Origin of the sequence: Synechocystis sp. PCC 7339 (assembly GCF_019924095.1) — a bacterium.
Taxonomy (GTDB): Bacteria; Cyanobacteriota; Cyanobacteriia; order Cyanobacteriales; family Microcystaceae; genus Synechocystis.
In genome coordinates this window covers 471,188-486,708 of record NZ_CP063659.1, presented here as the reverse complement: position 1 = coordinate 486,708, position 15,521 = coordinate 471,188, and the positions used below count along the sequence as shown (strand labels likewise).

11 protein-coding genes are annotated in these 15,521 nt (G+C 49.0%); 4 read left to right on the top strand and 7 right to left on the bottom strand.

The features are described 5' to 3' along the window. Window positions 1-239 precede the first annotated feature (239 nt). The gene (locus IQE94_RS02190; RefSeq protein ID WP_223342628.1) at window positions 240-2,108 is read left to right on the top strand and encodes an amino acid transporter; all 1,869 of its coding nucleotides are present in this window, start codon (window positions 240-242) and stop codon (window positions 2,106-2,108) included. A gap of 105 nt (window positions 2,109-2,213) precedes the next feature. On the opposite strand, the gene IQE94_RS02185 is transcribed toward IQE94_RS02190, so the two are convergent. The 5 genes from IQE94_RS02185 to IQE94_RS02165 form a co-directional block, all read right to left on the bottom strand. Beyond that, window positions 2,214-3,062 (bottom strand): nitrate ABC transporter ATP-binding protein, encoded by an 849-nt coding sequence (locus IQE94_RS02185; RefSeq protein WP_223342627.1) that lies wholly within the window; start codon window positions 3,060-3,062, stop codon window positions 2,214-2,216. 55 nt (window positions 3,063-3,117) lie between these two features. Continuing rightward, window positions 3,118-5,121 carry a nitrate ABC transporter ATP-binding protein gene (locus IQE94_RS02180; protein ID WP_223342626.1) on the bottom strand — a complete coding sequence of 668 codons (2,004 nt, stop codon included), beginning with the start codon at window positions 5,119-5,121 and terminating at the stop codon, window positions 3,118-3,120. 49 nt (window positions 5,122-5,170) lie between these two features. Next, window positions 5,171-6,922, bottom strand: a complete 1,752-nt coding sequence (locus IQE94_RS02175) for an iron uptake porin (RefSeq protein ID WP_223342625.1) — start codon at window positions 6,920-6,922, stop codon at window positions 5,171-5,173. 112 nt (window positions 6,923-7,034) lie between these two features. Further along, complete coding sequence (ntrB, locus tag IQE94_RS02170; RefSeq protein WP_190599566.1) at window positions 7,035-7,877, bottom strand: nitrate ABC transporter permease; 843 nt, start codon at window positions 7,875-7,877, stop codon at window positions 7,035-7,037. Between the two features lie 62 nt (window positions 7,878-7,939). Then, entirely contained in the window at window positions 7,940-9,298 is a 1,359-nt protein-coding gene (locus tag IQE94_RS02165) for a CmpA/NrtA family ABC transporter substrate-binding protein (RefSeq protein ID WP_223342624.1), read from the bottom strand. A gap of 252 nt (window positions 9,299-9,550) precedes the next feature. Between IQE94_RS02165 and cmpR the strand changes: the two genes are divergently transcribed. Beyond that, a complete protein-coding gene (cmpR, locus tag IQE94_RS02160) occupies window positions 9,551-10,465 on the top strand; it encodes an HTH-type transcriptional activator CmpR (protein WP_212715856.1) in 915 nt (304 codons plus the stop codon). A gap of 6 nt (window positions 10,466-10,471) precedes the next feature. Here the strand turns inward: cmpR and IQE94_RS02155 are convergent, their stop codons facing one another. Both IQE94_RS02155 and ebsA read right to left on the bottom strand, forming a co-directional pair. Continuing rightward, a complete protein-coding gene (locus IQE94_RS02155) occupies window positions 10,472-11,545 on the bottom strand; it encodes a phosphotransacetylase family protein (RefSeq protein ID WP_212715855.1) in 1,074 nt (357 codons plus the stop codon). Window positions 11,546-11,732: 187 nt separating this feature from the next. Further along, window positions 11,733-12,131 (bottom strand): type IV pilus biogenesis protein EbsA, encoded by a 399-nt coding sequence (gene ebsA / locus IQE94_RS02150; protein ID WP_194016755.1) that lies wholly within the window; start codon window positions 12,129-12,131, stop codon window positions 11,733-11,735. 458 nt (window positions 12,132-12,589) lie between these two features. Here ebsA and ldpA point away from each other — a divergent pair, with 458 nt between their 5' ends. Further along, entirely contained in the window at window positions 12,590-13,750 is a 1,161-nt protein-coding gene (gene ldpA / locus IQE94_RS02145; RefSeq protein WP_223342623.1) for a circadian clock protein LdpA, read from the top strand. A 204-nt stretch (window positions 13,751-13,954) separates the two neighbouring features. Then, window positions 13,955-15,460 carry a carotenoid isomerase gene (gene crtH / locus IQE94_RS02140; protein WP_223342622.1) on the top strand — a complete coding sequence of 502 codons (1,506 nt, stop codon included), beginning with the start codon at window positions 13,955-13,957 and terminating at the stop codon, window positions 15,458-15,460. The last annotated feature ends 61 nt before the right edge of the window (window positions 15,461-15,521 follow it).

Genomic DNA, 15,521 nt, shown 5'->3' with positions numbered 1-15,521 from the left:
ACTGACCAAACTTTTACCGCCTCGGACTTAATTGGTGCGGATTATAAGCTCCATAGGCGAGAAATGTGGGTCATGTCGTTTTTGAGAACCCATAATTAGTTTAACCGCATTATTAAACCAGGGGAAAACCCTATCTAAGGCAGGGGCAGTAAATTGACGGATGGATATATGGACAATCTCGATCGCCGTTCCAACCTACACTCGAAAAATCTTCAAAAATTGTCCCATTTTTAGGTTCTATGCCGTCTTCACCGACTTATGAACATCCTGTTTCATCACATCCTTGGTGGCGGGTGATGTGTTTAACCGGAGTGGATTATTTTTCGACTTTGGGTTATCAACCTGGGATTGCTGTCCTTGCCGCTGGGGATATGGCTCCCATTGCGACCCTGATTTTAGTGCTGGTCACCTTATTTGGGGCATTACCCGTTTATCGGAATGTGGCCAAACTCAGCCCCCACGGAGAAGGATCGATCGCCATGTTGGAACATTCTCTATCTTGGTGGCATGGCAAATTTTTAGTACTGATTTTGCTGGGGTTTGCCGGGACGGATTTTATTATTACCATTACTCTCTCCGCCGCCGATGCCACGGCTCATTTGATTGAAAATCCCCTATTAGTTCGCTGGTTGCACGGCCAAGAAATTCCCCTCACCCTGATATTAATTGCCTTGCTGGGGGCATTATTTTTGAAGGGCTTTCGGGAGGTGATTGGGTTTGCGGTGGTCATTGTTGTTGTTTATTTAGGCTTAAATTTGGTCGTCATTGCCATGGGGATCTATCAAATCAGTCTAAACCCCATGGTCTTTCCCCAATGGCAAGCGGGTCTGAGTGCCCATCACCATAATCCTTGGATAGTTTTAGGCATTAGCGCCCTATTGTTTCCCAAACTGGCTTTGGGACTATCGGGGTTTGAAACGGGGGTTGTGGTTATGCCCCTGGTAAAGGGTGACCCTACGGATCAAGAAAGTGACCCTGTGGGAAGGATTCGTAATACCCATCATTTATTGGTGACTGCCGCCGTCATTATGAGCCTATTTCTGCTGGCCAGCATTTGGGTGACGACTTTATTAATTCCCACTGCCGCTTTTCAACCAGGAGGGCAAGCCAATGGTCGAGCGTTGGCCTACTTAGCCCATCGCTATTTAGGGGAAATTTTTGGGACGGTTTATGATCTCAGCACAATCACTATTTTATGGTTTGCGGGGGCATCAGCCTTGGCAGGATTATTAAATTTAGTTCCCCGTTATTTACCTCGGTATGGCATGGCCCCGGAATGGACTCGGGCGGTTAGACCTTTGGTAATCATTTTTATGGCGATCGCCTTCACAATAACGTTAATTTTTCGCGCTGACGTAGATGCCCAGGGGGCCGTCTATGCCACAGGGGTTTTGGTGCTAATGAGTTCGGCCGCAATTGCGGTAGCTCTCTTTTTTCATCGTCAACGTTCCCATTGGAGCACGGGAATTTTTGCGGCGATCGCCCTTGTATTTATTTACACCACCATTGTCAACATCATCGAACGACCAGATGGGATTCGTCTCGCCATTTTCTTTATCACTACCATTGTCACCACCTCGTTAATTTCTCGGGTGTTTCGCTCCACCGAACTGCGGGTCACATCCATTGAATTAGATGACTCAGCCCAAGAAATTTTGTCTAAATACCAACATCAAAGCATTCACCTCATTGCCCATCGTCCTTTTAAAGAGGAATTCCAGGAATATCGGCAAAAGGAACAATCTGCACGCCATAATAACCACATTAGCAAAAGTGACCCCTTGATTTTCTTGGAAGTGGACGTAGTAGACGCTTCCGTGTTTGTGGATGCCATCCATGTGCGGGGCGTTTATCTGGATAAATATCAAATTCTGCGGGTTCAAAGTTCGGCAGTTCCCAATGCGATCGCCGCTTTATTACTATATTTGCGGGATCAAACTGGTCATTTACCCTCTGTGTATTTTGGTTGGACGGAGGGCAATCCCTTGGAATATTTGCTCAGATTTCTCTTGTTTGGGGAAGGAGATATTCCTATTCTGACCCGCGAAGTATTGCGAAAGGCCGAACCCAATCCCCAAAATCGCCCCCGTATTTATGTTAGCGGTTAGGCTCTTGATACTGAATTGTAATCTTTGTGAAAACATTTGAGCCTAGAGGGGTTCGCTAATCAGTCACAACTAGGAACCCTTTTGAAGAGTTGAGAAATTTCAAGATCAAGCCACGTCATCGTGGGCAAAGCGATTATAGAGGAAGTCGAGGGCATAGTTCCGCAGTTGGTAATACTGAGGATCTTCCATGATGCGCTCCCGATCCCTCGGCCGGGCAAAGGGAATGGTCATGATTTCGCCAATGTTGGCATGGGGGCCGTTGGTCATCATTACTAGGCGATCGGCGAGGAAAAGGGCTTCGTCAATGTCGTGGGTAATCATCAAAACTGTACAATGGTGATCATTCCAAATTTGTAGTAACTCTTCCTGTAACTCTTCTTTGGTAATGGCATCCAATGCCCCAAAGGGCTCGTCGAGAATTAACACCTCTGGGCGAATGGCCAGGGCCCGGGCAATGGAAACCCGTTGCTTCATGCCGCCGGAAATTTGGCCGGGTTTTTTGTCCATGGCTTCCGTTAACCCCACCATGGCCAGATGATCCTTGGCGATCGCCCGTTTTTCAGCCTCTGTTTTTTGAGGATGGACAGCATCCACCGCAATGTAAACATTTTCTAACGCAGTTAACCAAGGTAGTAGGGCATAGTTTTGGAAGACTACCATCCGATCAGGGCCGGGTTCAGTAATGATTTTCCCCCCCACTTGCACAGAGCCCTCTGTGGGATTGACAAAGCCGGACACCATATTGAGCAGGGTGGATTTACCGCAACCGGAGTGGCCAATAACGCAAATAAATTCCCCTTCATCAACGGTGAGGTTGACATTTTCTAAAACTGTATAGGGACCTTTGGGGGTGGGATACACCTTAGAAACGTTTTCAATGGTCAAAAATGGGGCAGTTTGACGATCCAGTGGGGTAGGAGTGGACATGGGTCGGTTGGGATTTAAGGTTTTCATAGTTAACTGTTAGGGAATAATTCAGTGGTCATGGGCATGGCTCTGGGGACAGAACCTAGGCAAAAACCGGGGCCGAGGTTGGGTTATCGAGGTGCACTTCGGCGATGGTGAAGTTGCGATGAATGACGGTTTGATTGAGGTAGGCAATGGGGTCATCGGCGTTGAACACTTCCCCATCAAAGAGGGTGACGGGTTGCCTTTGATAGTTCACGTCGTAACCTAATTCCCGGGCGGCAGTGCTAAATACCCCCACTCGACAAACCCGCTCTAAAATTTCTACCCAGTTGCGGGGAAAGGGAATTTCTCCCCAGCGGGCCATTTGGGTCATCATCCAAAGATGTTCGGTGCGGATAGGACGATTGACTTGATCGCCAAAGAAAAGATGGTGGGAATAGTCCACAGGGTTACCCAGACTGCAAGTGCGGCCTTCGGGGTCACCTAGGTGGATGTAGTCAATATTGGTGCTGAGGTATTGACGGGTGGCCAACAGTTCCCGAATTTCTGTTTCGTGGTTGGGGTCAGCACAGTAGACACAGGCTTCCAACATGGCTTTCACCAGGGCAACGTGGGTATTGGGATGGGCGATCGCCCAATCTTCCCGCACTCCCAAAACTTTACCGGGGTGATTTTGCCAAATTTCCAAATCGGTGGCGATGCTAAACCCTGCCCCTTCCATGGAAGCCCGCAGATTCCAGGGTTCACTAACGCAATAGCCGTCAATGGTGCCTGCTTTCAGATCTGCCACCATCTGGGCCGGGGGAATGGTTTTGAGATGCACATCTCGGTCGGGGTTGATATTGTGGGCCGCCAACCAATAACGCAACAGCAGGTTATGCATGGAAGAAGGATGGACCATGCCCAGGGTGTGGGGTTCGCCGTCGGAGGCCAATAACAACCGGCGAAAATCCTCAGCGGTGTAAATGCCTTGGTCGTAAAGTTTTTTACTGAGGGTGATGGCGTTGCCGTTGCGGGTCATGGTCAAAGCACTGACCACGGGAATGGACTGTTCCCGATAACCCCCCGCTGTGAGCCAAGTGGGCATACCGGCCGGCATTTGGGCCCCGTCTAGGTAACCTCCGGCGATGCCGTCCACAATGCCCCGCCAACTGGTTTCCCGTACTAAGCTAACTTCATCTAAGCCATGTTTGGTAAAAAAGCCCTTTTCCTGGGCCACCACCAGGGGAGCACAGGCCACGAGGGGCACATAACCCAATTCCAAATTGACTTTCTCTAGCCCATGTCTGGCGATCGCCGTTGTTTTTTTAGCCCGTAATTTTTTGATCCGTTTTTGTTGGTTGAGGAAGTAAATAATTTCACTGCGGAGACTGTAATAACTGGGATGTTCCACCACTTCCATCCGTTTGCGGGGCCGGGGAATATCCACTTCTAAAATGCCGCCAATGTTAGATCCAGGGCCATTGGTTAACATCACAATCCGGTCTGATAACAACACCGCTTCATCCACATCATGGGTAACCATGACCGCCGTGACTTGATATCGTTCACAAATGCGCATTAATTGTTCTTGCAAATTGCCCCTGGTCAAGGCATCCAACGCCCCAAAGGGTTCATCCAATAGCAATAATTTTGGTCGAATGGCCAAGGCCCTGGCGATCGCCACCCGTTGTTTCATGCCCCCGGACAATTCACTGGGTCGTTTATCCACCGCATGGCTTAGGCCCACCAAATCAATGTGTTCCTCAATAATGGCCTTGCGTTCCGCCGCCGGTGCCCCCTTCATTACCTCATCGACAGCGAGGGCAATATTTTGTTTAACCGTCAACCAAGGCAGTAAAGAATAGTTTTGAAAAATCACCATCTTGTCCGGCCCTGGTTGATTGATCCGCTTACCTTCCAGGGTGACAATCCCTTCACTGGGTAAATCTAACCCGGCAATCATATTTAGCAGAGTTGATTTACCACAGCCAGAGTGACCAATCAGGGAGACAAATTCCCCCTTTTTAATTTCCAAATTAATTCCCTTGAGGGCAACGTATTGCTCCCCATCTGTGAGGGAAAAAACCTTATCGATATTGTCAACAGCAACAAAAAGGCTCATAGCGACTCAAACAATTGATTAAAGGGACAAAATACTGGGGCGACAGCGGTTAAAACGTAAACGTCGTTCGTAGGGCAAAGACCCCGGTTGTACTATTACTGGAGTCGCCTTCGGGATTGAAAATGACAAACGCACCGGGAGTAATGCTGAGATTGTTGTTGATCTTGTAGTTATAGAAGGCTTCAATTTGGTAGGGAATCGCCCGGTTGCTGATATTGTCAGGTGTTAACGTTGCTCCATTACCGGCCCCAACCCTGGTGAGAGGTTGACCAAACATCAAACCAGCCGTGTTGCCCTCCGCAAAGGCATCGGGGAAATAAAGCCCAGCCATCCAACTAGCAAGATTAGTAAAGGCAGAACCGCTGTTAGCTTGATCCACCATAAAGTAAGCACCATAGGTGGTGAAGTAAATGCTGGGGTTAATGCGCCAAGTTAGGGTCGCACCTACGGAATTAACGTTAACCGGGGTTGTCAACGGTAAACCCCCGAGGGTTCCTGCCGCCGCCCCTGTCAGTCCCGTACCTAAAATATTGATCTGGTGGTAGCTGTAGGCATAGTTCAAACCAAGATCCAGATTTTCGGTGGGATAAAGGGTTAATTGCGTTGCCGCCACAAAACTGCCGTTGAATAGACCCGCACCGAGGGGCGTACCGGGAAAACCTTCATTTTGGGGAATAGCAGCGTTGACAGAGCCATAAAGTGCCCGCCAATCTACCACATCATTGGGTTTGTAGATGAAGCCGGCGGCCGAGGCTAAGCCCGTTTCTGTGGTTCCCCCTGAGACCCTTAGTACGGGGTTGATGGCGAAAGCCCGGGAAAGAGTGCCCTGCCCTTCACTGGCAAAGGGGACAATGGTGGGAAATGCATCGGTGACTTCTGCTTTGGGCCCAACAAAGACGGTGAAATTATCTGTTACCGGGGTGATGTAGAGCAATTTGTACAGACAGACACTGTTGTTGTCACAGCTGGGTTGGAGATTTTGGGGGTTAAAACCAGCAAACTGAGGTTCATAGTTGAAACTGGTCATGCCTTCACCCAAGATGGAGGCATCATTGGGAAAGAGGGTTTCCGCCACACTCCCTGTCCCGGTAATAGGATTGCCAGCGGTAAAGTTGTAGGCCTGTAGCCCCGTAATCAGGGCATCTTTGCCGGTAAAGCTGGTGGTTAGGTTTAGGCGCACCCGATCGTTAAAAACTATCTGGGCAGAGTCGGCGTCCGGTTCTCCTCCGGTGGCACCACTGATGGAGAAAATCACTTCCCCATTCAGTTTAGTGGTGGTGGAAAATTGATGGTCTTCCAGGTAGGCTGTGCGGGTTTCCAGGTTATCCACCCTAGCCCCCAAAGCACTCAGTTCCGCCCGAAACTCTTGGGCTAACCGTTGGAGCTTGTCAATGTCCGCCCTGATAACGGCTACATTTTCTTGAATTAACCGCTCCATGGTATTCATACAGGCATTTAGCCCAGCGGCAAATTCCCAACGACTTAGGGCTCGGGCACGCAGTGTGCCTTCGGCATCACCCCGGAAAGTGCGATCGGGATAACCCACAATGCAACCGTAACGTTCTACTAAACTCTTTAAGGCTTCATAGGCCCAATCCGCCGGCTGGACATCCCGCAATTCTGACACCGATGTCACTTGACCCATGGGTTCGTCCATAAGGGGAGTCAGCTCCTGCACTGGGGTAATTGCCATGGAATCGGCATCCTCGTACAGCATCTGAGCCCCAGCGGAACCAGGAAATGTGGTTAGACCAGCAACAGCGGCTAATCCTGCTAGCCAAGTGATTCGATCCTGTGTCATTGCAATAAAATCCTATAATTTTGATCGTGTATGGTTAGTGGTGAATAAAAAAGCTCATGGTCTCTTTTTTTCTCCAAGGCAAATTGTTAACCTCCTGGGGTCAGCGAGTTTGTTACTGTCCTGGGGCAATTAACTTTTGGAGATAGGCAATGCCCCGGTCTAGGAGTAAACCCACCGCACCGATATAAAACACTGCCAAGATGATTTCGCTGATGTAATTCTGTTGATAGGCATCCCAGATAAAAAAGCCGATACCGACAATGCCCGACATCACAATTTCCGCTGCAATAATTGCCAACCAAGCTAAGCCAATGGCAATACGTAAGCCAGTAAAAATATAAGGTAGTGCTGAGGGAATAAGAATTTTAAAGAAAAACTTTTGGGGAGACAAACGCAATACTTTGCGCACATTAATATAATCCTGCGGAATCTGTTTTACCCCTTCCGTCGTATTAATTAAAATCGGCCACACTGAAGTGATAAAAATAACAAAAATTGCCGCCGGTTGATTCTGCTGCAGAGCTACCAAGGCAATGGGAACCCAAGCCAACGGAGCGACCATGCGCAGAAATTGAAAAATCGGATCAAGGGCCTTATCTACCAAGGGTTGAGTCCCCACCAAAATTCCCATGCTGATGCCGACAATGGCTGCTAGGGAATAGCCCTGGGCTACCCGCCCCAAACTTGCTAGGGTTTGCCAAAACAACCCCTTATCCAACCCCCCTCGGTCGTAAAAGGGATACATCAACAGGGTACGGGTACGGGGATCTGTCCACAAACTACTAGGGGGAGGAAGTTTAATTAGACCCGCCGTGGAAATTAATTGCCACAACAACAAAAAGCCTAAAATTCCGACTATGGGGGGCAAAATATCGCCCCGACGCTTGCGCCAAAACTTTTGTAAGGGATTGGTCCCCGTAGCCCGATTTTTCCTTTGGGGAATGGTAGTGGTCATTATTGTCTCCTTGATAGTAATGGATTAATCATCAACAGTGAAATGGCTTAATTGATAGCTAGTTAGACTTTTTTGATTGTCAAACTTTGCAGATAAGCCGATGGATTAGTCGGGTCAAAGGTAATGCCATCAAAGAAGGTTTCTACGCCTCGGGAAGTACTGCTAGGAATGTCGGCTGTAAACCCTGCTTCCGTTGCCGCTTCTCGCCATATATCTTCCCGGTTGACCTTGTCAATAATCTTTTGAGCTGTATCGAAATCAGGAATGGCATCTTTGTGGAAACCCCAGCGCATACTCTCCGTTAGGAACCATAAATCATGGCTCTTATAGGGATAAGAAACATTGCCAATGCCGTCCTTCCAGTAGAGGGGACCTTTTTGGAAATCATCAATGGCCGGCTGACCATCTCCCATGGTGTATTGACCTTTGAAGGGAGACTCTAAAATGGTGGGGGGAACATTGAAATAGTTTCTGCCGGATACAATCTGGACAACTTCAGGACGATTTTGGGGATCATCAATCCACTGTTGGGCTTCCATAATTCCTTTCAGCAATGCTTTGGTTGCCTTGGGATTTTTATCTACCCAATCCGCTCGAATGGCGAGGTACTCTTCTGGGTGATAGGGCCAAATTTGGGCAGTTAAAGCCGCCATGTAGCCAATATTTTCTGTCACAATGCGATAGGGCCAGGGATCTCCGGTACTAAAAGCGTCCATGGTGCCGTTGCGCATACCCTGAACTGTTTCCGCGGGAGGCACAGCCAGAAGGTCAATGTCAGTGTCGGGATCAACACCCCCGGCTGCAAACCAGTAACGAATCCAAAAATCTTGGTTAACGTTGGGGAAGGTGTGGGCGGCCTTAAATTTGCGGCCATTGGTTTTGTTGAAACCTTTGATATAGTCTGCCGCTTTGGAGATATCAAGGTTTACTCCTTTGCCCTCATGCATTGGTGCCACAGCAATACCATTTCCCTGGGTAATCAATTGCGCCAGGACATACATGGGCACCTTGTTGCCGTTGGTGATGATCCCTTCCGTAATCAGGTGAGGCATGGGCATTTGCCATTGGCCGCCATCAATACCGCCCCCCTGGGAACCAATGGTGACGTTGTCCCTAGCGGAGGCCCAGTTCGCTTGTTTAGAAACTTCCACCCCGGTCATGCCATATTTGGCAAAGAAACCCTTTTCCTGGGCAATGATCAACGGAGCGGATTCCACAATGGGAATGTAGCCCAGTTTAATATTGGGGGTTTCGGGCATCATTTCCGGGCTGATATCCCCGGCTGCTTGGGGGGAAGGGCTAGTACCAGTGCCGGCGGCGTTGGGATCGGGGGGATTGCCCGTGCAACCCTTCAGAAATAAAGCCCCTGTGGCAGAGGCCGCTGAGGTGAGCAAAAATTTACGTCGATTGAATGATCTCATAACTTTGATTGATATTTTCTATGAAAAAAGGCAGACAGAAAAATGGAATAAGCGCCATGGATATCCCCGGTTTACGGAAGAGTACTGGGACTCCTAGGCTGGGTAAACCAGGGGACGCTTTAGACTGCCTGCCCGAGGACAATGACTAATCCAAGGGGACTTGAATGTTTAGATTATTAAGGAATCCTGAAAATAGATAAATACCTATTTTTTTATGTAATCTATAGAAGTAGTCTATAAATGTGAGCCACTATGAAAAATGCCACCCTCCACCAATTTGAGGTTTTTGCGGCGATCGCCAGAACAGGCAGTTTCACCAAGGCGGCGGAGGAGTTATTTCTGACCCAGCCCACCGTTTCCCAGCAGATGAAGCAACTCACCAAGGCGATCGGGGTACCGCTGTATGAACAAATTGGCCGAAAAATTTATTTGACCGAAGCGGGGCAGGCGGTTTTACAAGCCAGTGAAAACATTGGCCTTTGTCTTGATCAGTTGCAGGAAGTGATTGCCGATCTCCAGGGATTAAAAAAAGGTAACCTGCGCCTAGCCACCATTACCACTGGCAAATATTTTGTCCCACGACTTTTAGGAGAATTCCGTCAAGAATATCCCGGTATTTCCATTTCTCTACAAATTGGCAATCGTCAGCAAATTTTAGAGCGTTTGGCGAATAATTTAGACGACTTATACTTTTTGGGAAAACCGCCTTCTAGTCTTGATATTAATATCCGTCACTTTTTAGAAAATCCCCTGGTGGTCATTGCCTCCCGTCAGCATCCTTTAGTCGATGAAAAGAGAATTTCTTTGGAAAGAATAATCCAGGAACCTCTGATCATGCGGGAGTCCGGTTCAGGAACTAGGATGGCGGTGGAGGAATTTTTCAACGAAAATCGCCTACAGATGAATGTAGAGATGGAAATTAGTAGCAATGAAGCCATAAAGCAAGCGGTTTATGGGGGACTCGGAATCTCTATTTTATCGTTGTATTCCCTGGCATTGGAGGGAATTAACGGTCCCCTAGCCGTGCTAGATGTAGAAGGATTTCCCCTACAAAAACATTGGTATATTGTTTATCAAAAATCGAAGCAATTATCCATTGTTGCTCAGACTTTTTTAGATTATTTATTTACCCACGACGAAGCGGTTTCCATTGCCCAAATTTTGTAATTTAGGTTAATCCTTGGCCATGATTTCTTGGAAGGCTTGGAGATCAAAATGGGTGGCCATCAATTGTTGGATACATTGCACCTTAACCGGTTCTTGGAGGCGCACATTGCCAAAGGCTTGGTCCACAATTTCCACGGTGGTCAGGGTGTCTTGGTCCACAGAGAGAATGGGAATTTCTAAATCCTGGGCCCGGCTGATAATCAGGGGTTGGGGCCCGGCGTGGCCAGTCAAAATTAGGCAACTGGTGGAGGTTTCCAGGGCGGCCAATTGTAAATCGGTACGATCGCCACCGGTAACCACAGCCTTATTTTCCCCTTGACGGAAATATTCCAGGGCGGAGTTGACGTTCATAGCCCCAATGGTGAGGCTCTCTACCATCAAATCCAGATGCTCTTCACTACAAAGCACTTTGGCATTAAGTTGATGGGCCAGTTCCCGCACACTGACGCTTCTGAGTAAACGGTCTTCCGCCAATAGGCCGAGCACAGCAATGCCATGGCTTTCCAGGAAAGGCTTGACCAAGTCCTTCGTCTCTGGCAGGGCTTCTACGGGAATATCATTTATTACCACCCCTTTGAGACTATCTCCCAAGGTTTGTCGAGCCTTGAGCAGTCCATCCACCACTAAGGGGGAGTGGTAGCGACCCACCAACAGCACCGCCGCGTTAATTTTGGCGGCCAATTCGGAAAAGGAAAGCCCGAATAAACTACCCTCCCAAAGATTGCCTGGGCCTTCCAACAAAACCAAATCCGCTGTTAGATTCTGAATAGAAGCTTGCAGAGCTTCAGCATAGTTAGTTTGGTCTTGCCCCTGGAGGCGTCGGGTAATGGTCTCTTCGTCTAAAAATACTAGGGGTTTACGCACCTGGGCTGGTGCCAATTCCAAACTCTGGCTAATAAATTCAATGTCCGCTTCCTCTAGGGCCACTGCCGCCTTAGTCATGGCCGTGCCAATGGGTTTGCCGTAGGCGATCGCCATTCCCTGTTGTTGCAAAAGTCGAGCTAAACCGAGAATAATCCCCGATTTACCGCTGTAGGGCTCCAAAGACCCGACTAATAAACATTGGGGTGAATTGACCACGGGAACGCTCCTGACTAGATGGACTAGGTAAAAAAATTTGCTTGCTGGACTATCTTGACTAATTTAGCGACGGCATTGTTTAAAAACTGGCTTGACCGATACTCAATGGCAATGGTTTCAGTATGGCTCCTGAAGAACTTAAGCCCAATGACCCAGCACTAATGGCAATAGCCAGTCGCTGTACCATCTAAAGGGCGGAGGCATCATCCAAGCGCAAAAGCTTACGGTAGAAATTTTGCGGAAAGTCGATGTTTTTACTCTCCTCGTATCCTGCAATTAGATCGATCAAATAATCCATAAACTCAGAATTGAGCACAGTCATTTCATAACTCAAATCTGCTTGGCCATCGAATTGCATACGACACCGAGTCAATTCCGACGGTAAGCGGGACACAAACCAAGTGGCCACAAAGGAAAGATTTTCCCCCCCCTCAATGCGTCGGGCCCCTTCCACCTGCCCCAATTGATAAAGGGCAAGGGCCAATGGCAATAACTTCTGTTTATTTTTGTCTGGGTAGTAGGGTTGGTAAACAATTACGTCCCTTTTATCGGCGGGTTGGAGCTGGCTAATGGCAGTGCTAGACATGGGCAAAATGGCAAAACTAAGGATAGGGTGGATTCTCTGTGCCCCCACGGGAAAACCGGGGTATAACCCAGTTTCCTAGGGCGGTTCCGGCTATTACAGCAATGGCCAAATCAAATTAAACTTACTCAAATTTGAGGCGTGGAAAAGATTTCCCGCAAGCAATTTTACCCAATGTCGGAACAAGAAAACTACCTGTGCCGCCCCTGGGACTGTGGACGTTCTCCCACCCCAACCCATCGGTAGGGAAGGAGATTCCTGTTTCTACTTCTCTTAACCGGGTTTAAATCACTGACAGATCAAACCTAGGTCAGACCGAATCCACAGGCATTTTGCTTTTGCTTCCACTATCCGCCCGACAGCAGAAGGTTCTCGAACTCAGTTGTAGGATATAGTTTACCCTAAACGTTTCCGTGAATTGCTCTAGGCATTGTTGACGTACCAGGGAGTGCTTTGGTTCTGTGACAAGTAGCAAAATTTCAATTATCCCTGGGAAAATACACAATTTTCCGGCTCAGCAACACCCAGGCCCTAGGCAATCCCTGGAGCAAGGACGCTGGGTAAAACTGATTTGTGGGGCTAGTTATCAGGATTTAACTGCTATCCGAAATTTAGCCCTGGTCTACACGTTGGCGGGGGTGGATTGCATTGATTTAGCGGCGGATCCGGCGGTGGTGCGGGTGGCTCAGGAAGGCATTGGGGTGGCTTTGTCGTTGCTCCATTCCCCCGGCCATCAAGTTGAGCGATTCGAACACTTGTCCCAAGCTCCCTGGTTAATGGTGAGCTTAAACGATGGGGAGGATCCCCATTTCCGCAAAGCTCAGTTTGACCCCGAAAAATGCCCCCCGGATTGCCTCCGGCCCTGTGCCCTAGTTTGCCCCGCCTCGGCGATTGCCAACCATAGTGAGGATGTTGCTCCAACGGGGGTGTGGGCGGAAAAATGTTACGGTTGCGGTCGCTGTTTACCCATCTGTCCCCAGGGAATTATTACTACTTTTTCTCATCAAGCGACGGTGACTAGCCTACTCCCTTGGTTGGAATCGGGACAAATCGCCGCCTTGGAAATCCATACCCAGGTGGGCCACGGCGAGCAATTTCAACAGCTTTGGCGGAATTTGCAACCGGTTCTGCCCCAACTTCAGGCGATCGCCATTAGTTGTCCGTACCATGGCCAGGCGGTGCAGTATCTGCAGAGTATTGCGGTTGGGCTGGGGCAATTAACGATCCCCTTGATTTGGCAAACCGATGGACGCCCCATGAGCGGGGACATTGGCCGGGGCACTACCCATCTTTGCCTCCACTATGCTGACCAGGTTTTAAAATCTGATTTGCCGGGGTTTGTGCAGTTGGCCGGTGGCACCAATGGCCACACCATCACCAAGCTCAGGGGCCAAAATTCCCCTCAGGCCCAGGGTAGGGAAAAAAGACTCATTAACGGTGTTGCCTTTGGCGGTGGAGCCCGCGTCCTCATTGCCCCGGTATTACAGGAGGCGGAGGCTAGGCAAAAGGATCCCCTTGCCCCCATTCACTTGGAAGATTATCCTGATTTACTCCAGCGGGCGATCGCCTTGGCCCGGTCTTTGGTGCAACCCTGGAAAACAAGGCCAACCATGGTGGACTAAAAATTTTCTTAACAGTATTGACAATTATTTTCATTAATCTGTATAGTGATTTCACAGTGTTCTCTTCTCAAGGATTCAGTAGGGGGTGGCTCGGCGATCGGGTGCTCCCTGTTTTTTTGGCGGCAAAACCTTAAACTGATTAGTTGGATTGCTCCGTTGGTGCATCCTCAACCTTTTGCCCTAACCTAACCCGACCAAGAAACTATGACTGTTTCCCCTTCCTACGACGCAATAGTAATTGGCTCCGGCATTGGGGGATTGGTCACCGCCACCCAGTTGGCATCGAAGGGTTTACAGGTGTTGGTATTGGAACGTTACCTCATCCCCGGCGGCAGTGCGGGCTACTTTGAGAGGGAGGGTTACCGCTTCGATGTGGGGGCCTCGATGATTTTTGGCTTTGGCGATCGGGGCACCACCAATTTGCTCACTAGGGCTTTAGCTGCCGTTGGGCAAGCCCTGGAAACCCTCCCCGACCCAGTGCAAATCCATTACCATCTGCCAGGGGAACTAGACCTCAAAGTTCATCGGGAGTACGAAGCTTTTTTACAGGAGTTAATTGCTAAATTTCCCCAGGAAGCCCAGGGTATCCGCAACTTTTACGATGAATGTTGGCAAGTATTTAACTGCCTCAACGCCATGGAATTACTTTCCCTGGAGGAACCCCGTTACCTAATGCGGGTATTTTTTCAGCATCCAGGGGCCTGCTTGGGTCTAGTGAAATATTTACCTAAAAATGTGGGAGACATTGCCCGTCGCCATATCCAAGACCCGGATTTGCTGAAATTTATTGATATGGAATGTTACTGCTGGTCGGTGGTACCGGCGGATTTAACTCCCATGATCAATGCTGGCATGGTCTTTTCCGATCGCCATTATGGAGGCATTAACTATCCCAAGGGGGGCGTGGGAAAAATTGCTGAAAGTTTAGTGACCGGACTGGAAAAATTCGGTGGCAAAATTCGCTACGGCGCTAGGGTAACCAAAATCATCCAAGAAAATAACCAGGCGATCGGGGTGGAACTGGCCAACGGCGAAAAAATTTATGGCCGCCGCATTGTCTCCAATGCTACCCGCTGGGACACGTTCGGGTCATTGATGGCAGAGCAGCCCCTACCTGGGAAAGAAAAAAGGTGGCGCAAAAATTACCAACAGTCTCCTAGTTTCCTAAGTTTGCACCTGGGAGTCGCAGCGGATTTATTACCCACCGCCACAGAATGTCACCACATTTTGTTGGAGAATTGGGACGATTTAGAAAAGGAACAAGGAACCATTTTTGTGTCCATTCCCACCCTCCTGGACCCCAGCTTGGCTCCGGAAGGTTATCACATCATCCACACCTTCACCCCCAGTTGGCTCGAACCTTGGCAAAATCTTTCCCCGCAGGAATATGCAGCAAAAAAAGAAGCTGATGCTGGTAAATTAATTGACCGCCTAGAGGCTATTTTTCCTGGGTTAGATAAAGCTTTGGATTACATGGAAATTGGTACCCCCCGCAGTCACCGCCGCTTTTTGGGCCGACAAAATGGCACTTACGGCCCCATTCCCCGCCGTCGCTTACCGGGTTTATTGCCCATGCCCTTTAACCGCACTGCCATACCGGGGTTATACTGCGTCGGAGACAGCACCTTTCCAGGGCAGGGTTTGAACGCTGTTGCCTTTTCTGGTTTTGCCTGTGCCCATCGCCTAGCAGTGGATTTGGGGGCCAAGTAGTCGAGCAGAAAAACTAATGACGGGGCTATGGAAGAACCCAGACATTGTCTGGCACAATGGG